General features: G+C 62.9%; 25 protein-coding genes. 18 read left to right on the forward strand and 7 right to left on the reverse strand.

The window, feature by feature from the left end:
• Positions 1-228: 228 nt before the first annotated feature.
• Together ACW4TB_RS09320 and fliK are read right to left on the reverse strand one after the other, a co-directional pair.
• On the reverse strand, positions 229-573 hold the full coding sequence (locus tag ACW4TB_RS09320; RefSeq protein WP_254466215.1) for an EscU/YscU/HrcU family type III secretion system export apparatus switch protein: 345 nt from the start codon (positions 571-573) through the stop codon (positions 229-231).
• Positions 570-2126: a flagellar hook-length control protein FliK gene (fliK, locus tag ACW4TB_RS09325; protein ID WP_254466214.1), complete on the reverse strand. Its 1557-nt coding sequence runs from the start codon at positions 2124-2126 to the stop codon at positions 570-572. Before fliK ends, ACW4TB_RS09320 begins: the two co-directional genes overlap by 4 nt.
• Positions 2127-2259: 133 nt before the next feature.
• Here fliK and ccmA point away from each other — a divergent pair, with 133 nt between their 5' ends.
• The 16 genes from ccmA (at position 2260) to ACW4TB_RS09405 (ending at position 14650) form a co-directional block, all read left to right on the forward strand.
• Entirely contained in the window at positions 2260-2892 is a 633-nt protein-coding gene (gene ccmA / locus ACW4TB_RS09330; protein WP_254466213.1) for a cytochrome c biogenesis heme-transporting ATPase CcmA, read from the forward strand.
• Positions 2889-3557: a heme exporter protein CcmB gene (gene ccmB, locus ACW4TB_RS09335; protein ID WP_039601257.1), complete on the forward strand. Its 669-nt coding sequence runs from the start codon at positions 2889-2891 to the stop codon at positions 3555-3557. The genes ccmA and ccmB overlap by 4 nt, the downstream gene beginning before the upstream one ends.
• Before the next feature lie 46 nt (positions 3558-3603).
• Positions 3604-4368 carry a heme ABC transporter permease gene (locus ACW4TB_RS09340; protein WP_046785333.1) on the forward strand — a complete coding sequence of 255 codons (765 nt, stop codon included), beginning with the start codon at positions 3604-3606 and terminating at the stop codon, positions 4366-4368.
• Entirely contained in the window at positions 4368-4544 is a 177-nt protein-coding gene (ccmD, locus tag ACW4TB_RS09345; protein WP_254466212.1) for a heme exporter protein CcmD, read from the forward strand. Before ACW4TB_RS09340 ends, ccmD begins: the two co-directional genes overlap by 1 nt.
• Complete coding sequence (gene ccmE, locus ACW4TB_RS09350) at positions 4541-4996, forward strand: cytochrome c maturation protein CcmE (RefSeq protein WP_177010796.1); 456 nt, start codon at positions 4541-4543, stop codon at positions 4994-4996. The genes ccmD and ccmE overlap by 4 nt, the downstream gene beginning before the upstream one ends.
• 11 nt (positions 4997-5007) lie before the next feature.
• A complete protein-coding gene (locus ACW4TB_RS09355; protein ID WP_279930021.1) occupies positions 5008-6981 on the forward strand; it encodes a heme lyase CcmF/NrfE family subunit in 1974 nt (657 codons plus the stop codon).
• Positions 6978-7514, forward strand: coding sequence for a DsbE family thiol:disulfide interchange protein (locus ACW4TB_RS09360; protein WP_012315479.1), 537 nt, complete (start codon positions 6978-6980; stop codon positions 7512-7514). Before ACW4TB_RS09355 ends, ACW4TB_RS09360 begins: the two co-directional genes overlap by 4 nt.
• On the forward strand, positions 7511-7987 hold the full coding sequence (locus ACW4TB_RS09365) for a cytochrome c-type biogenesis protein (protein ID WP_012315478.1): 477 nt from the start codon (positions 7511-7513) through the stop codon (positions 7985-7987). The genes ACW4TB_RS09360 and ACW4TB_RS09365 overlap by 4 nt, the downstream gene beginning before the upstream one ends.
• Positions 7980-9170 (forward strand): c-type cytochrome biogenesis protein CcmI, encoded by a 1191-nt coding sequence (ccmI, locus tag ACW4TB_RS09370; protein ID WP_279929889.1) that lies wholly within the window; start codon positions 7980-7982, stop codon positions 9168-9170. Before ACW4TB_RS09365 ends, ccmI begins: the two co-directional genes overlap by 8 nt.
• 12 nt (positions 9171-9182) lie before the next feature.
• Positions 9183-9602, forward strand: a complete 420-nt coding sequence (locus ACW4TB_RS09375) for a hypothetical protein (RefSeq protein ID WP_012315476.1) — start codon at positions 9183-9185, stop codon at positions 9600-9602.
• A 152-nt stretch (positions 9603-9754) separates the two neighbouring features.
• Positions 9755-10693: a 2-hydroxyacid dehydrogenase gene (locus tag ACW4TB_RS09380; RefSeq protein WP_279929891.1), complete on the forward strand. Its 939-nt coding sequence runs from the start codon at positions 9755-9757 to the stop codon at positions 10691-10693.
• 51 nt (positions 10694-10744) lie between these two features.
• The gene (locus ACW4TB_RS09385) at positions 10745-11533 is read left to right on the forward strand and encodes a PhzF family phenazine biosynthesis protein (protein ID WP_279929893.1); all 789 of its coding nucleotides are present in this window, start codon (positions 10745-10747) and stop codon (positions 11531-11533) included.
• Between the two features lie 177 nt (positions 11534-11710).
• Complete coding sequence (locus ACW4TB_RS09390; protein WP_012315473.1) at positions 11711-12118, forward strand: GFA family protein; 408 nt, start codon at positions 11711-11713, stop codon at positions 12116-12118.
• Between the two features lie 72 nt (positions 12119-12190).
• Entirely contained in the window at positions 12191-12529 is a 339-nt protein-coding gene (locus tag ACW4TB_RS09395; RefSeq protein WP_279929896.1) for an FKBP-type peptidyl-prolyl cis-trans isomerase, read from the forward strand.
• A gap of 219 nt (positions 12530-12748) precedes the next feature.
• Complete coding sequence (locus ACW4TB_RS09400) at positions 12749-13411, forward strand: hypothetical protein (RefSeq protein WP_012315471.1); 663 nt, start codon at positions 12749-12751, stop codon at positions 13409-13411.
• Between the two features lie 45 nt (positions 13412-13456).
• Positions 13457-14650, forward strand: coding sequence for a D-amino acid dehydrogenase (locus ACW4TB_RS09405; RefSeq protein ID WP_279929900.1), 1194 nt, complete (start codon positions 13457-13459; stop codon positions 14648-14650).
• Between the two features lie 161 nt (positions 14651-14811).
• On the opposite strand, the gene ACW4TB_RS09410 is transcribed toward ACW4TB_RS09405, so the two are convergent.
• From ACW4TB_RS09410 to ACW4TB_RS09420, 3 genes are all read right to left on the reverse strand, one after another.
• Positions 14812-15540: an aspartate/glutamate racemase family protein gene (locus ACW4TB_RS09410; RefSeq protein WP_012315469.1), complete on the reverse strand. Its 729-nt coding sequence runs from the start codon at positions 15538-15540 to the stop codon at positions 14812-14814.
• Positions 15541-15556: 16 nt separating this feature from the next.
• On the reverse strand, positions 15557-17089 hold the full coding sequence (locus ACW4TB_RS09415; protein WP_279929904.1) for an NCS1 family nucleobase:cation symporter-1: 1533 nt from the start codon (positions 17087-17089) through the stop codon (positions 15557-15559).
• A gap of 450 nt (positions 17090-17539) precedes the next feature.
• Positions 17540-17977, reverse strand: a complete 438-nt coding sequence (locus tag ACW4TB_RS09420) for an Lrp/AsnC family transcriptional regulator (protein ID WP_012315467.1) — start codon at positions 17975-17977, stop codon at positions 17540-17542.
• Between the two features lie 132 nt (positions 17978-18109).
• On the opposite strand from ACW4TB_RS09420, the gene ACW4TB_RS09425 reads away from it, so the two are divergent.
• Both ACW4TB_RS09425 and ACW4TB_RS09430 read left to right on the forward strand, forming a co-directional pair.
• The gene (locus ACW4TB_RS09425; RefSeq protein ID WP_279929908.1) at positions 18110-19009 is read left to right on the forward strand and encodes a DMT family transporter; all 900 of its coding nucleotides are present in this window, start codon (positions 18110-18112) and stop codon (positions 19007-19009) included.
• Positions 19010-19162: 153 nt separating this feature from the next.
• The gene (locus ACW4TB_RS09430) at positions 19163-20098 is read left to right on the forward strand and encodes a class I SAM-dependent methyltransferase (RefSeq protein WP_279929911.1); all 936 of its coding nucleotides are present in this window, start codon (positions 19163-19165) and stop codon (positions 20096-20098) included.
• A gap of 57 nt (positions 20099-20155) precedes the next feature.
• Here ACW4TB_RS09430 and ACW4TB_RS09435 read toward each other — a convergent pair whose 3' ends face one another.
• Together ACW4TB_RS09435 and ACW4TB_RS09440 are read right to left on the reverse strand one after the other, a co-directional pair.
• Positions 20156-21145, reverse strand: a complete 990-nt coding sequence (locus tag ACW4TB_RS09435) for a sulfate ABC transporter substrate-binding protein (protein WP_455842963.1) — start codon at positions 21143-21145, stop codon at positions 20156-20158.
• Between the two features lie 96 nt (positions 21146-21241).
• A complete protein-coding gene (locus ACW4TB_RS09440; RefSeq protein ID WP_279929915.1) occupies positions 21242-22066 on the reverse strand; it encodes an ion transporter in 825 nt (274 codons plus the stop codon).
• Positions 22067-22096: the final 30 nt, after the last annotated feature.

Here is a 22096-nt window from a genome sequence, read left to right on the forward strand (position 1 = left end):
GGGGGGGCTAATTATTTAGCGTGTGGATTCGCGGCCGCCTCAGACGAAACTCAGGTGCACGGCGAGCTTGGCCGGCCACTGCTTCAGCAATGCCCGGCACTGTTGCTCGGGGTGGGGAAAGTCCATCAAGGTCTGGCGCACGCTGGTCAGGCTCTGGTACGCAATGGGGGCATCGGGTAACCCCGTCGATCGACGAAAGGGCAAAGAGGGCGCACGCGACAAGCTGCGTCAGGTAACGCTACCGCCCGATGGCAGGCGCGCCTGCGTGGGAGTGATATCACGAGACTGCGCCGGCTCGTCAGCGAAGCCTGCAGGAACGCGGCCGCGCAATTGCCAGGCGAAGGCAATGATCTCGGCGATGGTCAGGTACAGCGCTTCGGGAATCTGTTCGCCCAGCTCCAGGCGGGCCAGCAGGCGCACCAGCTCGGCGTTCTCGTAGATCGGCACTTCATGTTCACGGGCCAGCGCCAGGATGGCCTCGGCCAGTTCATCGTCGCCTTTGGCACTCAGGGTGGGGGCTTGCTGGCCATCGTAGCTCAGGGCGATGGCCTGGCGCGGTTGCTTGCTGCTCATGCGGTTTCGTCCACCCAGCGTTGTTCCACACGTGTGCGCGGCCCTTGAGGCGGGATGCCGGGATGGCATTCGAGGTCGCCAACGTCCAACCCTCGGGCCAGAAGGCGTTCACGCAGCGCGCCGAGCTGGCTGTCGATCAGGCGGGCGGTTTGTTCACGTTCAGCCCACAGCTGGCCGGACAGCCGGCCCTGGCTCAGTTGCGCCTGAACCTGCAGGGGGCCGAGCGGTGCCAGGTCGAAGGCCAGGTCAATGCGCCACAGCGCCTGCAGCGGGTCCTGTTGTTCACGCTCCCGGTCGGCGTGTTGCTGCGCAGTTTCCTCGCGCTGCAGCTTGACCTGAAGCGGGATGAAATCCAGGCCGTGGCGCACTGGTATCTCGGTTTGCCAGGTAGTTTGCAGGTTGCCGTTTTCCAGATTGCCGGATTGTTGCAGGCTGCTCAGGGCGTGGCTTTGCAGACGCGAGATGGCTGCGGCGGCGAGGCGCAGCAGCTGCTGAAGATCGTCTTCGTGCTCCATAGCCTGCAGCAACCGGGAGGGCAGCGGGAATCCACCTGGCTGTTGCTTCGGGCTGGCCCGCTCGAGCATACCCAGGGCGCCGCGTGCCATGGTTGGCAAGGCCTGGGCCAGGGTGGTCGAGGCGATGGCAGGGCTTGCCGGTGCGTACGCCGAGGCCTGGGCCACCAGCCTGATCAGATGGGCCTTCAGGTCGGTTGCCACTTGTGTGCTCTGGCCGCCAAGCAGTTTCGCTTCAAGGAATGCCCCGCTGTTGCTCAAGGCTTGGGCAAGCGCCTTGCCATCGCTCAACTGGCGGGCGTCGGGCAGGCTGGTCAGCACGCGTTCAGCGCTGGTGCGCAGCTCGCCGCTGCCGCTCGGGTCGCTGGCCATTTGCTGCAAGGCGTTGAGCAGGCCCGGCAAGGAGGCTTGGCGGCCCTGTTGCGTGAGCAACTGCTGGGCGATGTTCAATTGCTCCTGACGGCCGCTGAGCGGCACGAAGCGGAGCGACTGGTCGCCTTGCACCACCGCGCTGAGCAGGCTACCGACCGGCAACGGGCGCGGACTGTCGATGGTCAGGACGGCGCCTGCCTGTGCGCTGTTGAGCAAGCTCACCAGAGCGCGAAAGCTGGTGGCGGCGCCAGGGCCAAGGGCAAGTGCCTGGTTGGTCAGGACTTTGCCTTGCAGGAGGGTACCTACAGGCACCTTGCTGGTATCCAGTTGAGTGAGGAGGGTGACGTTGCTGGCGCTGGCCTGTTGCATCATTACCGCGAGGCGGTTGCTCTCTGGCTGGCTGACGGTGATCTGGCTGCCTTGGGGGAGGGGTTGGCTGGTGGTGACCTGCAGCTGGTTCTGGTTGCCGTTGGCCTGGATCAGTTTGAGCACCATTTGAAACTCGCCACCTGACTGGCGCAGCGTGAGTACCTCGGCCTGGGCGGTCTCGCCAGGCTTGAGCAGCCCGGGTTGCGCCTGGGTCAGGTTCAGCAGCGCACCAGTCAGCGCCGCCTTGATCGCCTGCGGGTTGACGACGTTTTGTGCGCCGAGACTATTGATTTCAGTCATGATTGTATACAACCTGTCGAGCCCGCCCTCTTGGCAGCGGGGCAGCGCATGTAATAATGCCGGCCGTCCGCCACTGCCAGTATAACGGCAGCCAGGGGGGCGACTTGAGCCGTAAACTGGATAAGGCGAAACCGTGACCCTTCACCTCCAAGCCGTGGGCCTGGCCTGCGAGCGCGACTGGCGCCTGCTGTTCGAGCACCTGGATTTCGAGCTGCGGCCAGGCGACATGCTGCAGATCAGCGGCCCCAACGGCAGCGGCAAGACCAGCCTGCTGCGCCTGCTGGCCGGGCTGATGCAGCCGACTGCCGGGCAGATCCTGCTGGGCGGCAAGCCGTTGGCCGAACAACACCATGCGCTGGCCAGCATCCTGCTGTGGATCGGCCATGCTGCCGGCATCAAAGACTTGCTCAGCGCTGAAGAAAACCTGGCCTGGCTGTGTGCCTTGCACCAGCCTGCCACAGCCGAAGCGATCTGGACTGCTCTGGAAGCGGTCGGCTTGCGCGGTTTCGAAGATGTTCCCTGCCATACCCTGTCTGCCGGGCAGCAGCGTCGTGTAGCGCTGGCCCGGCTGTACCTGCACAGCCCGCCGTTGTGGATCCTCGATGAACCCTTCACCGCGCTGGACAAGCAAGGGGTCGCGCAGTTGGAGGCCCATCTGGCACGCCATTGCGAGCGCGGCGGCACGGTGGTGCTGACCACCCACCACACGCTTGACCAAAAGCCCTCCGGCTATCGCGAACTGAACCTGGGGCAATGGGCGGCATGAGCGTATTCATTCTGTTATTGCGCCGTGAAGCGCGCCTGTTGTTCCGCCGCCCGGCGGAACTGGCCAACCCTTTGGTGTTCTTCGCTATCGTGGTGGCGCTGTTCCCGCTGGCGGTTGGGCCGGAAAGTCAATTGTTGCAAACCTTGTCGCCCGGTTTGGTCTGGGTGGCGGCCCTGCTGGCAGTGCTGCTGTCGCTCGATGGCCTGTTTCGCAGCGATTTCGAAGACGGCTCGCTGGAGCAGTGGGTGCTGTCGCCGCACCCTCTGGCAGTGCTGGTGCTGGCCAAGGTGCTGGCGCACTGGATCTTTTCCGGGCTGGCGCTGGTATTGTTGGCGCCACTGCTGGCACTGATGCTGGGGCTGCCCAGCCATTGCCTGCCGGTGCTGCTGGGCTCGCTGTTGCTGGGTACGCCGGTACTGAGCCTGCTGGGTGCAGTAGGTGCTGCGCTGACGGTTGGCCTCAAGCGCGGCGGGTTGCTGCTGGCATTGCTGATTCTGCCGTTGTATATCCCTGTATTGATCCTGGGCAGTGGTGCGTTGCAGGCGGCGTTGCAGAATATGCCGGCGACCGGCCATCTGCTCTGGCTGGCCAGCCTTACTGCCCTGGCGGTGACACTGGCACCCTTTGCGATAGCGGCCGGCCTGAAGATCAGCGTCGGTGAATAACGAGTCCCGGGCTCTCAAGCCCGGCTAATACCCTGGATGTACCCTGATGAAAATTAGCTGGACGTGGTTCCACAAGCTTGGCTCCCCAAAATGGTTCTATGCCATCAGCGGCCGCATGCTGCCGTGGCTGACCGTATCGGCCATCCTGCTGCTGGTGACGGGGGTGATCTGGGGCCTGGCCTTTGCCCCCCAGGACTACCAGCAGGGCAACAGTTTCCGCATCATTTATATCCACGTGCCGGCGGCGATGCTCGCACAGTCGTGTTACGTGTTGCTGGCGGTGGCCGGTGTGGTGGGGCTCGTATGGAAGATGAAGCTGGCGGATGTCGCCCTGCAGTGCGCAGCGCCAATAGGCGCCTGGATGACAGCCGTGGCGCTGGTTACCGGGGCCATCTGGGGCAAGCCGACCTGGGGCAGCTGGTGGGTCTGGGATGCGCGGCTCACGTCGATGCTGATTCTGCTGTTCTTGTACTTCGGCATCATCGCCCTGGGCCAGGCAATCAGTAACCGTGACAGCGCAGCCAAGGCCTGCGCGGTACTGGCCATCGTCGGGGTGATCAATATCCCGATCATCAAGTATTCGGTGGAATGGTGGAACACGTTGCATCAGGGCGCCACCTTCACTCTGACCGAAAAACCGGCCATGCCCGCCGAGATGTGGCTGCCGCTGCTGTGCACGGCGCTGGGCTTCTACTGCTTCTTCGGCGCCGTGCTGTTGCTGCGCATGCGCCTTGAAGTACTAAAGCGTGAAGCGCGGGCCAGTTGGGTCAGGGAAGAAGTATTGAACAGCCTGGGCCGGAGGGCCGTGTGATGAGCTTTTCTTCATTCGGCGATTTCCTCGCCATGGGCCACCATGGCCTGTATGTCTGGTCGGCCTACGCCATCTGCATGGCAGTGCTGGCGGTCAATGTCGCTGCGCCGTTGCTGGCCCGCCGTCGCTATCTGCAAGAAGAGGCGCGCCGTCTGCGCCGGGAGAACAACCAGTGAATCCGCAGCGCAAGAAACGCCTGTTCCTGATACTCGGCCTGCTGGTCGGGGTGGCGGTTGCCGTTGGCTTTGCCCTGAGCGCCTTGCAACAGAACATCAACCTGTTCTACACACCGACGCAGATCGCCAATGGCGAGGCGCCGCTGGACACCCGCATCCGCGCAGGCGGCATGGTCGAGAAGGGCTCGCTGCAGCGCTCGGGTGACTCCCTTGATGTGCGTTTCGTGGTCACCGACTTCAACAAGTCGGTGCCGATTACTTACCGCGGCATTCTCCCCGACCTGTTCCGCGAAGGGCAGGGCATCGTCGCGTTGGGCAAGCTCAATGCCGAGGGTGTGGTGGTCGCCGATGAAGTGCTGGCCAAACACGATGAGAAATACATGCCGCCAGAAGTCACCAAGGCCCTGAAGGAAAGCGGCCAAGCCGCCAGCGGCGCGGAGGCCAAACCATGAATGCGGCGTTGGTGATCCCTGAACTTGGCCAATTGGCTATGATCCTGGCGATCTGTTTCGCCGTTGTGCAGGCGACCCTGCCGTTGCTCGGCGCCTGGCGCGGCGACAGTCTGTGGATGAGCCTGGCACGCCCGGCGGCCTGGGGCCAATTTGCCTTCCTGGCCTTTGCCTTCGCTTGCCTGACCCACGCCTTCATGACCGACAACTTCTCGGTTGCGTACGTGGCCAGCAACTCCAACAGCGCCTTGCCCTGGTACTACAAGTTCAGTGCCGTGTGGGGCGCGCATGAAGGCTCGTTGCTGCTGTGGGCACTGATTCTCGGTGGCTGGACCTTCGCCGTGTCGGTCTTCTCGCGCCAGTTGCCGCAAGTGATGCTGGCGCGGGTGCTGGCGGTGATGGGCATGATCAGTGTGGGCTTCCTGAGCTTTTTGATCATCACCTCCAACCCGTTCCAACGTTTGCTGCCGCAAGTGCCGACCGATGGCCGTGACCTCAACCCGCTGCTGCAGGACTTTGGCCTGATCGTTCACCCGCCGATGCTATACATGGGCTATGTGGGCTTTTCGGTGGCCTTCGCCTTCGCCATCGCTGCGCTGCTGGGCGGGCGCCTGGATGCAGCGTGGGCGCGCTGGTCGCGGCCCTGGACCATCATTGCCTGGGCGTTCCTCGGCGTGGGCATCACCTTGGGCTCCTGGTGGGCCTATTACGAACTGGGCTGGGGCGGCTGGTGGTTCTGGGACCCGGTGGAAAACGCCTCTTTCATGCCCTGGCTGGTGGGCACGGCACTGATCCACTCGCTGGCGGTGACGGAAAAACGTGGCGTGTTCAAGAGCTGGACTGTGCTGCTGGCGATTGCCGCGTTCTCGCTTAGCCTGCTGGGGACGTTCCTTGTGCGCTCCGGCGTGCTGACCTCGGTGCATGCGTTCGCCTCCGACCCGTCACGTGGCGTGTTCATCCTGATCTTCCTGCTGTTCGTGGTCGGTGGTTCGCTGACCCTGTTCGCTCTGCGTGCCCCGGTGGTCAAAAGCCAGGTGGGCTTTGCCCTGTGGTCGCGCGAAACGCTGCTGCTGGCCAACAACCTGGTGCTGGTGGTGGCGGCTTCGATGATCCTGCTCGGCACCCTCTACCCGTTGGTACTCGATGCCCTGACCGGGGCCAAGCTGTCGGTAGGCCCGCCATATTTCGATGCCTTGTTCCTGCCGCTGATGGCACTGCTGATGGTGGTGCTCGGCATCGGTGTGGTGGTGCGCTGGAAGGACACTCCTGGCAAGTGGCTGGCGAGCATGATGACGCCGGTACTGATCGCGAGCGCAGTGCTGGCGCCAGTGGCCGGTTTCATCGTCGACGACTTCGACTGGCCGACCCTGACCGCCTTTGCACTGGCTGCCTGGGTGGTGCTCAGCGGGTTGCGCGACATTTTTGACAAAACCCGCCACAAGGGCTTGGCCAAAGGCGTGCGTGGCCTGACGCGCAGCTACTGGGGCATGCAGCTGGCGCACTTGGGGCTTGCGGTGTGCGCCCTTGGCGTGGTGCTGTCGAGCAACAACAGTGCCGAGCGTGACCTGCGCCTGGCCCCGGGTGAAAGCGTGGAGCTGGGTGGTTATCAGTTCCTGTTCCAAGGCGCCAAGCACTTCGAAGGGCCGAACTTCATTTCCGACAAGGGCACCGTCGTCGTCAGCCGCGATGGCCGTGAAGTGACCACGTTGCACCCCGAGAAGCGGCTCTATACGGTGCAGCAGTCGATGATGACCGAGGCCGGCATCGATGCCGGTTTCACCCGCGACCTGTACGTTGCCTTGGGCGAGCCGCTGGACAACGGCGCCTGGGCCGTGCGCGTGCACATCAAGCCTTACGTCCGCTGGATCTGGCTGGGCGGTCTTTTGACCGGCCTGGGCGGTTTGCTGGCGGCCCTCGACCGACGCTACCGCGTCAAGGTCAAGACCCGGGTGCGTGATGTCCTGGGCGTGTCTGGAGCAGCTGCATGAAGCGTTGGATCATGGTGGTGCCACTGGCGGTATTCCTGCTGTTGGCCGTTTTCCTCTACAAGGGCCTGTTCCTCAAGCCCGACGAGCTGCCCTCGGCAATGATCGGTAAGCCGTTCCCGGCGTTTTCCCTGGCCTCGACCCAAGGCGATCGCACCCTGACCCAGGCCGACCTGCAAGGCCGCCCGGCGTTGGTCAACGTATGGGCCACCTGGTGCCCGTCGTGCAAGGTCGAGCACCCTTACCTCAACCAGCTTGCCGGGCAGGGCGTGGTGATCTACGGCATTAACTACAAGGACGACAATGCTGCCGCCTTGAAGTGGCTGGCCGAGTTCCACAACCCGTACCAGCTGGATATTCGTGACGAGCAGGGTAGCCTGGGCCTGGACCTGGGCGTTTACGGCGCGCCGGAAACCTTCCTGATCGACGCCAAGGGCATCATCCGCTACAAGCATGTGGGCGTCGTCGATGCCACCGTGTGGCGCGAGCAACTGGCACCGCTGTATCAGGGCCTGGTCGACGAGGCCAAGCCATGAGGCGCTGGCTTGCGGCCGTAGTACTGGGTTTGTGTGTGGCCGGCATGGCCAGGGCGGCCATCGATACCTACCAGTTCCGCGACGACGCCGAGCGTGAGCGTTATCAGCAACTGACCAAGGAACTGCGCTGCCCCAAGTGCCAGAACCAGGACATCGCCGACTCCAACGCACCGATTGCCGCCGACTTGCGGCGCGAGATTTTCCGCATGCTTGGCGAAGGCAAGAGCAATCAGCAGATCGTCGACTTCATGGTCGACCGCTATGGCGACTTTGTGCGCTACAAGCCAGCCCTCACTGGGCGTACCTGGCTGCTCTGGTTCGGCCCGGGCATTCTGCTGGTCGGTGGCTTTGCGGTGCTGGTGGTGATTGTCCGCCGGCGCCGTGTGCCGGCTAGCCTGGGCTCGCACGAGCTGTCCGTCGAAGAACGCGAACGTCTCGCCAAACTGCTGGAAAAAGAACAGAACCATGACTGAATTCTGGCTTGGTGCGGGCCTGCTGCTGCTCGCCGCCCTCAGCTTTCTGCTGATCCCGACCCTGCGTGGCCGTCGCCAGCTGCAGGAAGAAGACCGTACTGCGCTGAACGTGGCGCTGTATCAGGAACGTGTCGCCGAACTGGCTGCCCAACAGGCCGCCGGTGTGCTGGATGACGCGCAACTGGCCAACGGCCGCGATGAGGCCGCCCGTGAACTGCTGGCGGACACCGAAGGCGCCGAAGCGCCTCGCCAGGGGCACCTGGGCAAGGTGCTGCCACTGCTGGCCGCAGTACTGGTGCCGGTGATGGCGCTTGGTCTGTATCTGCACTTTGGTGCTGCGGACAAAGTGGAGCTGACTCAGGAGTTCGCTGCCGCGCCCAAGTCGATGGAAGAGATGACAACGCGCCTGGAGCGCGCCGTCCAGGCCCAGCCGGACTCTGCCGAAGGCCTGTATTTCCTCGGCCGCGCCTACATGGCCGAACAGCGTCCGGCAGATGCCGCCAAGGCCTACGAGCGCGCCGTGGCCCTGGCCGGTCGCCAGCCGGAACTGTTGGGCCAGTGGGCCCAGGCCCTGTATTTCGCTGCCAACAAGCAGTGGAACGCACAGGTGCAGGCGCTGACCGACGAGGCGCTCAAGGCCGACCCGAATGAAGTGACCAGCCTTGGCCTGCGCGGCATTGCGGCCTTCGAAGGCGAGCGCTACCAGGAAGCCATCGACTACTGGAATCGTCTGCTGGCGCAACTGCCTGAAGGCGACACCTCGCGCGCGGCCTTGCAAGGCGGCATCGACCGTGCTGCAGAGCGCCTGGGCGGCAGCACCGGCAAGCCTGCGACCCCGGTGACAGCACGCCTGAAGGTGCGGGTCGAGCTGGCCCCGGCGCTCAAGAACAAGGTCAAGCCCGACGACACGGTGTTCATCTTCGCCCGTGCTACCAACGGCCCGCCCATGCCGCTGGCGGCCAAACGGGTGACCGTGGCCCAATTGCCGCTGGAGGTAGAATTGTCTGACGCCGATGCGATGATGCCGCAGATGAAACTGTCCGACTTTGCCGAAGTCCAACTGGTTGCAAGGGTATCGCGCGCTGGCCAGCCCACCCATGGTGAGTGGATCGGCCAAGGCGCACCGCTGCCCAGCAAGACCCAGGCCACCCAGCTCCTGACCATCGACAGCCCCGATCCGTAAGAGAACCCTGCCATGCGAAACGCCGTCCGCCTGACCCTGATCACCCTGGCCCTGGGTTTGTCTGCGTGTACGGTGCGCGAACCTTACGAACAGCCGGCCCCACCGATCGAAACGGTGCCGCCGCACAAGGGGCCGGTGGTCAAGCCACTGCCTGGCGGCCAGCCGTCCACGCAGCCGAGCAAACCGGCGGCGGCCCCCAAACCGATGCCGCGCACGTCCGCAAGCTTTGCACCACCACCAGGGGGCGCCAGCCATTGGGACCCGAAACTGGGTGTTTATGTGTTGGAGAAGAAGCCCAATACGTTCTATCGGCAGCGCACCTACTACCGCTATGACAATGGCTGGAGCTGGTCTCTGAGCCCGGATGGCCCGTGGCAGGAGACCGACAGCAGTGGTGTACCCGGCGGGCTGGGTCGGGCTTTCGCTCAGTAATTGTTTTGTCTTTTCTGGCCCTGTGGTCGGCAAGCCGGCAACAGGGCCGGTTGAGCCAACCGATACAGTACAGTTGACCCGCGATTTACAGATTGACTGTACCGCCCGCCGACTCCGCATAATGCCCCTTCGAATTTGAGCCGGAGGGGTGCATGAGCAAGACAGTCTTGGTGTTGGTGGAAACCGTCGATGATTACCTGCACCTGCTCGAACAGGCCGGCTACCGGCTGATCCGCGCACCTTCCGCGCCACTGCGTGCCGATGCCATCCAGCGCCATGGCACTGAAATAGATGCGGTGCTAACCCGCGGCCCGCTGGGCCTGACCGCTGCTGAAATCCAAGCGTTGCCCAGCTTGCAGATCATCTGCGTGATCGGCGCCGGTTACGAACACGTCGACCTGGCCGCCGCCGCTGCCCGTGGCATTACCGTCACCAATGGCGCGGGTGCCAATGCCGCCGCCGTGGCCGACCACACCTTGGCGATGCTGCTGGCGCTGCTGCGCGACATTCCCCGCGCCGATGCCGGTATCCGCCTAGGCGAGTGGAACCGGGTCATCAGCCCCTCGGTAAGTGGCAAGCGCCTCGGCATCCTCGGCCTGGGCGCGGTTGGGCTGGCTATCGCCAGGCGTGCCAATCTCGGCTTCGACATGAACATCAGCTACCACAGCCGCACACCGCGCCAGGACGTGCCTTACACCTGGTACGACAGCCCGTTGCACCTGGCCGATGCCGTCGACATTCTGGTTGTGGCGACCCCGGGTGGCGCCAGTACGCACCATCTGGTCGATGCTCAGGTGCTCGAGGCTTTGGGCCCCGAGGGCTACCTGGTGAACATCGCCCGTGCCAGCGTGGTGGATACCAAGGCCCTGGTCGGCGCGCTGCAGCGCGGGCAACTTGCAGGTGCAGCACTTGATGTGTTCGATGACGAACCGGCCGTGCCCGATGCGCTGAAGGCCCTCGGCAATACGGTGCTCACCCCGCATGTAGCCGGTCAATCCCCTGAAGCGGCGCGCGACACGGTGGCCTTGGTCCTGCGCAATCTACAGGCCTTCTTTGCCGGCGAACCGGTACTCACACCAGTCCATCCGTAACGTTCGTTTTCGATTCCGCCCGGCGCTGCCCGGGCCACAAGGAGTGTTCGTATGCAACTCGAGATCTTTCAGGTCGATGCCTTTTCCGCCGAACCGTTCGGTGGCAACCCGGCAGCAGTTATTGCGCTTGAAAGTTGGCTGCCTGATGACGTGCTGCAACGTATCGCCGAAGAGAACAACCTCTCCGAAACCGCCTATTTCGTGCGCAATGGCGAAACCTTCGACCTGCGCTGGTTCACTCCGGCGGTGGAGGTCGACCTGTGCGGCCATGCCACCTTGGCGTCGGCCTATGTGCTTTTCGAGCAGTTAGGCGAGCAGCTAGAAGTACTGCGCTTCAACACCCGCAGCGGTGAATTGCGGGTTAGCCGAGGCGCTGACGGCTTGCTGGCCATGGACTTCCCGGCCAAGCAGCCAGTGGCCGTCGAGGCGCCCACAGGTTTGCTGAAGGCGCTGGGGTTGAGCGGGGCGAGTGCGGTGTATCAGTCCGACGACTATGTAGTGATGATCGATGACGCCTCGCTTTTGGACCCGCTGCAGCCTGACTTCGTCGCCTTGTCGGCCTTCGATGTGCGTGGTATCGCCGTGACCGCTCCCGGGCGCGGATACGATTTTGTCACACGCTGGTTCGGCCCGCGGGTCGGTGTCAACGAAGACCCGGTTACAGGTTCTGCGCACACATCGCTTGCGCCTTTGTGGGCGCAGCGGTTGGGCAAGAGCATCCTGACCTGCGAGCAGGGCGGCGCGCGCAAGGGCCAGCTGCACTGTGAGGTGCCAGGCAATGGCCGAGTGATCATCAGCGGGCGGGCGGCGTTGTACCTGCGCGGTACTGCCTACATCTAGAAGTTTGTGTAGTCCACTGTAGGAGCGGCCTTGTGTCGCGATCAGGCCGCAACGCGGCCTCTCGAGTTACGCAATCATCATTAAACCAGGGGGCTGCTTTGCAGCCCATCGCGACACAAGGCCGCTCCTACCTGGCATCTATAATTGCTGGCCCAATCCTCGCAAATGGAGCACCCCATGGTCATGGAGAAACAAGGCGCCTGCCTGTGCGGCGCCACGAAGCTCACGGTCACCCTCGATAACACCCATGTCAGTGCCTGCCATTGCAGCATGTGCCGCAAGTGGACCGGTGGGCCGTTGCTGGTCGTGCACTGCAGCCAGCCGCCGGTCATCGAAGGGCGTTCGCCCGGCGTCTACGATTCATCCGACTGGGCCCAGCGCGGCTTCTGCGGGCGCTGCGGCACTCACCTGTATTACCGGCTCAAGGCCAACGATTTCTACGCGGTGCCGGTGGGCCTGCTGGACGGCGATGAGGCTTGGGATTTCGACCTGCAGATCTTCGTCGAGCAGAAACCTGCCTGGTACTGCTTTGCCAACCAGACTACCGAGCTGACGGGCCAGCAAGCGTTCGAGCAACTGGGTTAAGGGCACCTGCTTGCCAAACCCGTGCATTCCTGAGAAAAGGGCGGCCTTGAATTTCCGCGTTGGAGCATGGCCATGAGCAGCGAACTGCAAATCACCGACCTCGTCGAAGGCGACGGCAAGGCGGCCGTCAAAGGCGCCCTGATCACCACCCAGTACACCGGCTGGCTGGTCGATGGCAGCGAGTTCGACTCGTCCTGGTCCCGTGGCAAACCGTTCCAGTGCGTGATCGGCACGGGCCGCGTGATCAAGGGCTGGGACCAGGGCCTGATGGGCATGCGCGTGGGGGGCAAACGCAAGCTGCAAGTGCCTGCGCACCTGGGTTATGGAGAGCGCAGCGTAGGCGCGATCCCGCCAAATTCGGATCTGACGTTCGAGATCGAATTACTCGAAGTGTTGACGCGGGATGATTGAGGGCGGGGGACTGGTATCTAAGGGCAGGCATTAAACAATTCGGCAACACCTTTGCTTTAACATCAGCCCTGCCCAGGGAGGAACCAAACGCGTTGAGGGCACTCTGAACCCTACTCGTTGGCCAAGGATGGCACTCACTACAGGGTTGCCCTGCGGCTTGGGCCCCCGGGCAATGTGGCGAGTTGACCTGAAACTGCCTGCCACAAGAGTCATGCCTACATGAAGTTGCCACCGTTTCTTCGCCGTCGTCGCCTCCTGCTGCTGAGCCTCGCACTCGTCGCTGCGGCGGTGCCCTTGGCACTGGAAGTGGTCGAAAGCCGCGCTCAACCGGTCGACGGCACCCAGACCCTGGTGTTCCTGCGCCATGCCGAAAAACCCGGCGAAGGCTTGGGGCAGTTGAACTGTCAAGGCCTCAACCGTGCACTGGACCTGGCCACACTGCTGCCCGAGCGCTTCGGCAACGCCGATTTCGTCTTCGCAGCCAACCCGACACGAGAGGTCGAGGAAGGCAGCAGTGATCAGAGTTACAGCTACATCCGGCCACTGATGACCATCACCCCGAGTGCCATACGTCTGGGCCTGCCGGTGAATATCGATTACGGTGCGAACGACACCGATGAGCTCGCCGATGAATTGCTCAGCGGCAAGTACCGCAACGCCACCGTCTACACTGCCTGGTCCCATGGTTACCTGCCGGAGCTGATCAATACTGTCGCCGGCAAGGCGCTGGGTGAGGACCGGGTGATCACCGAAGACTGGCAGGGCGATGACTTCGACACCCTGTATGTACTGACCTTGACCTGGCGCGACGGCAAGGCCAGCCTGCTCAGCCGCAACGTACGCCAGGGCCTGGATGGTGGTGCGCATAGCTGCCCGACCTGATCCGCTGTTACTGTCTTGGCAAGGAAGCTGAACCAGGGGTAATGCATGAAGCGGGACGTGACGGTCATTGGCGGTGGGGTGATCGGCCTGGCGACAGCCTATGCGCTGGTCCGTGAGGGCCTTTCGGTAGACCTCGTCGAGGCGCGTGACAGCCTGGCCTCTGCCACCAGTTTTGCCAACGGCGGGCAGCTGTCTTACCGCTACGTGGCGCCCTTGGCTGATGCCGGCGTGCTTTGGCAGGCGCTGGGCTGGATGCTGCAGGGCGATTCGCCGTTGCGTTTGCGGCTGCGCCTGGACCTGGCACAGTGGCGCTGGTTGATGGCGTTCATGCTGGCTTGCCGCAGCAACGTCAACCGCCGCAACGGTGCACAGCTGCTGGAGCTGGCCCTGCACAGTCAGGCCACCCTGGCGCGCTGGCGCGAGGACGATGGGCTGGCTGATTTTGCCTGGCGGCGCAACGGCAAAGTGGTTGCTTTTCGCAGTGAGCGGGCCTTCGCCCATGGGCGGGGCCACCTGCTCGACCCGGTCAATCAACAGGTACTCGATGGGGGCGAGCTGAGGGCGCTTGAGCCGGCATTGGCCGAGGCAGCGTTCATTGGCGGGGTACTGACGCCCGATGAGGAGGTTGCCGACTGCCACCGTTTCTGTGAACGCCTGGCCGAGCGCTTGCGTGCCTCCGGGCAGTGCCGTTTTCTGCTGGGCAGGACAGTGACGCGGTTGCACATGCATCAGGATCAGGTCGTGGCGCTGCAAGTGGGGGACGAGCAGGTCGATGTACAGCGCCTGGTGCTGTGCGCCGGTCATCGCAGTGCGGCGTTGGCGCTGCCGGGTTTGAAACTGCCGGTCTATCCGCTCAAAGGCTACAGCCTGACGGCGCCAATCGGCTCGACGCATCGTGCGCCTGAGGTCAGCATTACCGATTACGAGCGCAAGATCGTTTATGCGCGCCTTGACCGGCAACTGCGGGTGGCGGCGATGGTGGATATCGTCGGCTACGACGAATCGGTGGATGCGCGCCGGCTCCAAAGCATGCACCGGCTGGCGCTCGATACGTTGCCCAATGCGGCGGATTATACGCAGGCGGTGGAGTGGGCGGGTATGCGGCCGGCGACGCCTACAGGGGTGCCGATCATTGGCGGTACTGCTTACCGGAACCTATGGCTGAACCTGGGGCATGGGGCCTTGGGGTTCACCCTGGCCTGTGGCAGTGCGCAGCGCTTGGCCCGGATGATTGGGTGACTGGGCTGGCCCTATCGCCGGCAAGCCGGCTCCTACACAGTGGACTGCCCCAACAAACTGGATTGGTGTCCAACTTCCTGGGGCAGTCCACAAGTGCAGCACCACCGAACCCTGTGGGAGCCGGCTTGCCGGCGATAGGGCCGGTGAAGACACCTGAGGCTTTACCGCCCGAACCGCATCGGCCAGCCCACCACTTTCTTCGCCCGCGGGGTGGCATAGGTGCGCACCTTGGACGTGCTCAGCCCCATCCGCACCAACGACTCGGCAATGGTCACCGCCGCGCTCACGCCATCGACCACCGGTACCCCGGTGCGCTGGCGAATCTGCTCGTCCAGCCCTGCCATGCCGCCACAGCCCAGGCAGATCACCTCGGCCTTGTCATCGCGCACCGCCCGTTCGGCCTGTTCGACGATGGCCTGCACTGCACGCTGCGGGTCTGCCTCCAGTTCCAGTACCGCCAAGCCACTGGCGCGCACCGAGGCGCAGCGGTCGTACAACCCGGAAAGCTTCAGGCGGTCCTCGATCAGTGGCACGGTACGGTCCAGGGTCGTGACCACCGAATAGGCGTGGCCCAGGTACATCGCAGTGCTGGCGGCGGCGTCGGTGATGTCCACCACCGGTACGTTCAGCAGTTCCTGCAGACCTTCGCGGCCATGTTCGCCGTAACCTGCCTGGATCACGGCATCGTACGGGCCCTCGTAGGCCAGCACGCGGTCCATCACGGCGATGGCGGCCAGGTAGCTCTCGAAATTGCCCTCCACCGACTCGGCACCGAACCATGGAGTGAGGCCGATGATCTGCGTGCCGGGCGAGGCCACGCTGCGGGCCTGCTCGGCGATGGCCTCGGTGATGGCTTCGGTGGTGTTGACGTTGGCGATCAGAATACGCATGAACACTGCTCCTTGATCAGTGGCTGCTATGGTCGACGGCGATGCATTCGCCGCTGACATCAGCGTATTGGCGGTTGCGCGGGGCGATCAGCAGGTACAGCGCGGCGGCGATACCGGCACCGATCAGCCAGGAAAACGGCGCGATGGCATGGAAGTTGGGCACCAGCGCCAGGACGATGGCCAGCAGCGCGGCCGGCAGGAACGCGGCGACCGCACGCAGGTTGATGCCCTTGCTGTAGTGGTAGGCCCCGGCCGGGTGTTCGCTGTACAGCTCCGGCACGTTGATGCAGCCTTTGCGCAGCAGCCAGTAGTCGGCCATGATCACCCCGTACAGTGGGCCCAGCAGGGCGCCCAGGCCGGACAGGAAGTAGACGATCACCAGCGGGCTGTTGTAGAGGTTCCATGGCAGGATCAACACGGCCAGGGTGGCGCTGATCAACCCCGCGCGGCGAAAGTTCAGGTGCCGCGGCGCCAGGTTGCTCAGCACGAAGGCCGGGGCGACGAAGTTGGCCATGATGTTCACCGCCACGGTGACGATCAGGAAGGCCAGGCAACCGAGGACCAGGAAGGCAGTGTTGGGGATGCTGGCAACGATCTGGGTCGGGCTGTCGATTATCTGGCCGTTGATCTGGAACTGTGCGCCGCACAGCACCACGGTGATCATTGCGAAGATCAGGATGTTCACCGGCAGGCCCCAGAAGTTGCCTACGCGGATGGTCTTGCGGCACGGCGAGGAGCGGGCGAAGTCGCAGAAGTTGAGCACCAGTGTGCCGTAGATCGCCAGCCACAGCGCGCCGCCGGCGAAGATGTTGCGCCACATCTCGTAACCGGTCAGCGGCTCGGCCACCGACCAGGCGATGCGCGCATCGGCCTTGAAGTACATGAACACCGCCAGGCTGGCCACGGTCAGCAAGATCACCGGGCCGGCGAATGCCTCGTAGCGGCGCACCATCTCCATGCCGTACGCCAGGATCACCAACTGCACCAGCCAGATCGCCACGAAGCACACCCAGCCCAGGCTCGACAGGCCGAGGATGCTGTCTTGGTCATGGCTGGCGAGTTGCGGCCACACGGCGGTGAGCAGCACCCTCAGCACCACAGACGCCAGATAGGTCTGGATGCCGAACCAGGCGATGGCAATCACTGCACGGATCAGCGCAGGGATCTGCGCGCCATGGATGCCGAAGGCGATGCGGCTGATCACCGGGAACGGCACGCCGGTCTTCTGCCCCATGTAGCCGGACAGGTTCATGAAGAAGTACACCAGCGCGGCGCCGATCGCCAATGACAAGAGTATCTGCCAGCCGCCCAGGCCCAGGGCGAACAAGCCCATGGCGAAGGAGTAGTTGGCAATGTTGTGCACATCGTTGGTCCACAGCGCGAAGATGCTGTAGCGCCCCCAGCGGCGGCCCTCTATGCGCGTCGGGGCAAGGTCGCGGTTATGCAGGCGCGGGCTCAGTTCAAGTTGTGGCGCATGGCCGGCCAGCGAGGAAGAGGGGTTGGTGCTGGCGACGGATAGTTCAGGGGCAAGGTCGAGGCTGGTACTCATTCCGGCAGGCTCCTGATGCACATGGACTGCGATGAGCGGGCATGCGCACGGGCTCGCCATCTCGTCAGTGCAGCGTTGGCATCACTGGGTTCTGGGCGCGGCGGCCGGGTAGGGGCGGCGTCGCGGGTTCTTGTGTATTTATGTTTTGTTTAACTTGTATACAAAACACGAACACACAAAAGCGAGTTCCATGCCAGGCGAAAACCGTACATGAAGTTGCCACTGTTTTGAAACTACCTATGTGACAGCTAACTAGATGAATTGAAGGAAATATAAGTTGACCAATTGAACAGATTTAATTTTTTATTCAGATAATTAGTTGATCATTTGGTCAGATTTAGTTGTGAAATGCATGTAACGTATTGGGGCATTGCTAGCACTTATGCACACAAAAATGGCACCTAAGGTGACATTCGTGTGTACAGAGGCGGGTCAGGTTTTCCAGCCGCCTTAGTCCATAGGCGGCAAGCGCCGCTTTACCGGGCTCTTCTTGATGATCGCCGTGTTGGTGTCAGCTAGCACATTGATACGGTCAAGCAGGGCGTCGAGCTGTTCCATCGACCGCACGTGCAGTCGAGCAATAAAGCAATCCTCGCCCGTTACCTTGTCGCACTCGGTGAACTCTGGAATCGCGACAATCTGCCGTTCTACCTCCTGCAACTGCCCCGGTAGCGGACGAATGCGCACGATGGCCTGCAATTGGTAACCAAAGCTGCGCGCATCCACATCCACGGTGTAACCCCGCAGCACGCCGCGCTCTTCCAGACGGCGCAGGCGCTCGCTGACGCTGGGGGCGGAAAGCCCAGTGATCTGCGCCAGCGCTTTCAGTGAGCGGCGGGAATCCTCCATCAGGGCGTTGATCAGGAGCTGGTCGATGGCATCGGTCATATGCGCCTCTTAAGGGTAATCAGGGTTTTTGCCTTGATAGTAAAGGCTGATTTGCCATATTTCCTTAGTTATCAGCTGGATGGTCAACCATCAGCCTCTGCATACTGTCGTCATCGTCAAGGGAGGTGTTAGATGGACAGTTCGTTGCGCCGTGGCTCGCTGGAGATGGTCGCTGCCATGCTGATTTCCGGAACCATCGGCTGGTTCGTGCTGGTGTCCGGGCAGTCGGTGCTGGACGTGGTGTTCTGGCGTTGCGTGTTCGGTACTGGCACGTTGTTGGTGATCTGCGCGGCGTTCGGGTTCCTCAAGCCCGGTGTGATCACCCGCACGGCCTTTCTCTTGGCAATTGCCAGCGGTGTGGCCATCGTCGGCAACTGGGTGTTGCTGTTCGCTTCCTATTCGCGGGCGTCGATCGCCATCGGCACAGCGGTGTACAACGTCCAGCCGTTCCTGCTGGTGGGGCTGGCGGTAGTGTTTCTGGGCGAGAAGATCACTGTGGCCAAGGTCACCTGGCTGAGCGTGGCGTTCCTTGGCATGCTGGCCATCGTCAGCGCCCATGGCGCAGGGCAGGGCAGTGGTGAAGAGTACTTGGTGGGCATTGCGCTGGCGCTGGGAGCGGCGTTTCTGTATGCCACTGCCGCGTTGATCATCAAGCGCCTGAACGGCACGCCGCCGCACCTCATTGCCTTGATCCAGGTAGCGACCGGCGTAATGCTGCTGGCGCCGTGGGTCAAGCTGGGTGGGTTGCCTGGCGAGCCTTCGGCGTTGGCCAGCCTGGTGACCTTGGGCATGGTGCACACGGGGCTGATGTACGTGCTGCTGTACAGCGCCATCCAGCGCCTGCCCACGGCATTGACCGGTGCCCTTTCATTCATCTACCCGATTGCCGCGATCCTGGTCGACTGGGTGGCCTTCGGGCACCGCCTGGCGCCGCTGCAATGGCTCGGTGTCGCGCTGATCTTGCTGGCGGCGGCGGGCATGCAGCAAGGGTGGTGGTTCCGTTCGGCGCCGATCATTGTCAAAGGCCAGTGAAAACGTTGTATGGCCTATCGCCGGCAAGCCGGCTCCTACAGGTGAAGCGCAGTCTTCAGCAACGGCGTGGTAGTGGGAGCCGGCTTGCCGGCGATAGGGCGCGCAGCGGCCTCGCGGGGTAGAATGCTTCCTTTTATCTGCTTGCGACCCGCCATGACTTCGCCGATCCACACCCTCGAACAGCATCTGCTCACCGCCCTCGTCCCCGCCCCGCAGGAAACCCGCCGCCTGTTCCATGGCCGCGGCCGTTGCTGGCCGGGGCTGGAGCAGGTCACCGTCGACTGGTTGCAGGGTGTGCTGTCGGTAGCTCTGTTCCGTGAGCCACCCGAAGGCCAGCTGGCAGAACTAGAGGCCATGCTGCGCAACCTCGCCGAGCACCCACAGTGGGCCGGCCAAGCGATCCTCATCCAGCACCGTTACCTGCCGGACAGCCCGGGCCAGTGGCTGTGGGGCGAGCCGTGCCAGCAGCGCGAAGTGATCGAAGATGGCCTGACCTATTTGCTCGACCTGGGCGTGCGGCAGAACAACGGCCTGTTTCTCGACATGCGCTACGGCCGACGCTGGGTGCGTGAGCAGGCGGCGGGCAAGCGCGTGCTGAACCTGTTCGCCTACACCTGCGGCTTCTCGGTCGCGGCTATCGCCGGTGGCGCCGAGCAGGTGGTGAACCTGGACATGGCCAAGTCGGCGCTTTCGCGTGGCCGCGACAATCACCGGCTCAATGGCCACGATGCGTCGCGGGTGGCGTACTTGGGGCATGAGTTGTTCAAGTCGTGGGGCAAGGTGCGCAAGTACGGACCCTACGATTTGATCATCATCGACCCGCCCACCTTCCAGAAAGGCAGTTTCGTGCTGACCCAGGATTACGCGAAGATATTGCGGCGCTTGCCAGAGTTGCTGACCGAGGGTGGGACTGTGCTGGCGTGCGTGAATGATCCGGCGATCGGGCCGGAGTTTCTGATCGAGGGCATGGCTGAGCAGGCCCCGGCGTTGGCTTTTGTCGAGCGCTTGGACAACCCGCCGGAGTTTCCGGATGCCGATCCGGCGGGGGGCTTGAAGGCCTTGGTATTTCGCGGTAAGTCACCGGCCTGATGCTCTGGGACAGATTCACTGAGCGTCATAATGGCGCCCAGTGAGGGCAGAGCTCAATTACTGGCCGGTATAGATCTGGTCAAACACCCCACCATCGTTGAAGTGGGTCTTCTGCACGGTGCGCCAGTCACCGAAGGTTTTCTCCACCGACAGGAAGTCGACCTTCGGGAAGCGGTCGGTGTACTTGGCCAGTACGGTTGCATCACGCGGACGCAGGTAGTTCTGTGCCGCGATTTCCTGGGCTGCCGGCGACCATAGGTACTTGAGGTACTCCTCGGCCACGGCCTGGGTGCCCTTCTTCGCTACCACTTTGTCGACCACACTCACCGGTGGTTCGGCCTCGGCCGACACGCTCGGGTAGACCACTTCGAACTGGTCGCGGCCGAATTCGCGGGCGATCATTTCGGCTTCGTTCTCGAAGGTCACCAGCACATCGCCGATCTGGTTGGTCATGAAAGTCGTGGTCGCGGCACGGCCACCAGTATCGAGTACCGGTGCCTGCTTGAACAGCTTGCCGACGAAGTCCTTGGCCTTGTTTTCGTCACCACCTTGCTTGAGCACATAGCCCCAGGCCGACAGGTAGGTGTAGCGGCCGTTACCCGAGGTCTTCGGGTTGGGCACGATTACCTGCACGCCGTCCTTGAGCAGGTCGGGCCAGTCTTTCAGTGCCTTGGGGTTGCCCTTGCGCACGATGAACACAGTGGCTGAGGTGAACGGGGCGCTATTGTTGGGCAAACGTGTCACCCAATTGTCCGCTACCCGTTGGCCGTTGTCGGCCAGGGCGTTGATGTCGGTGGCCATGTTCATGGTGATGACGTCGGCCGGCAGGCCGTCGATCACTGCACGCGCCTGCTTGCTCGAGCCACCGAAGGACATCTGCACGTTGACCTTCTCGTTGTGCTCGGCTTCCCAGTGCTTCTGGAACGCTGGGTTGTAGTCCTTATAGAAGTCGCGCATCACGTCGTAGGAAACGTTGAGCAGGGTCGGAGCGGCCTGAGCGAGAGTGCCGAGCGTCAGGCCGGCGGCCAGTAGCGAAGCAGTGAAGATTTTTTTCACGATGCGTCCTTGTTCCGAAGTGTTTAGTAATTTTTCGCGACTATAGCGTTTCGTTATTGAATGACTAAAGACCGAATGGCTCTTTGCTTATTCTGTTTTTGGGAACAGCACGTTGCCACAGCGCGAGCAGAATGCTGCGCCATGTTCATGGCTGTCCTTGTGGCAGGTAGGGCAGTCATGGTGCAGCCGCTCCCCGCGCATGGCATTGGCCAGCTCGGCAGTGAAGATCCCGGTGGGCACGGCAATGATCGAGTAACCCGTGATCATTACCAGGGACGACAGCACCTGCCCCAGCGGTGTTTTCGGCACAATATCGCCAAAGCCCACGGTCGTGAGCGTGACAATGGCCCAGTAGATGCCTTTGGGGATGCTGGTAAAGCCGTGCTCGGGGCCCTCGATCACATACATCAAGGTGCCAAACACAGTGACCAGTGTCGACACGCTGAGCAGAAACACGATGATCTTCTGCTTGCTGCCGCGCAGTGCCGCCATCAGGTAATTCGCTTGGTTCAAATACTGGCCGAGCTTGAGCACCCGGAAAATCCGCAGCATGCGGATCACCCGGATGATCAGCAGGTACTGCGCGTCGCTGTAGTACAGGGCGATGATCCCCGGCACGATCGCCAGCAGGTCGACCAGGCCGTAGAAGCTGAAGGCGTAGCGCATGGGCTTGGGCGAGCAGTAAAGGCGCGTGATGTACTCGGCGAGAAAGATCGCGGTGAAGCCCCACTCGATACCCGCCAACAGGCCTGCGTAGTTCTGGTGAATCTCGTCGATGCTGTCGAGGATCACCGTGACCAGGCTGGCCAGGATGATCAGCAGGAGGGTCTTGTCGAAGCGCCGGCCGGCGACGGTGTCGGTCTGGAAAACGATGACGTAGAGCCGTTCGCGCAGGCTCTCAGGGTTATTCATGGGCTCGTTCCACAAAAGCAATGGGCTGAG

This window comes from Lelliottia jeotgali (assembly GCF_977070485.1).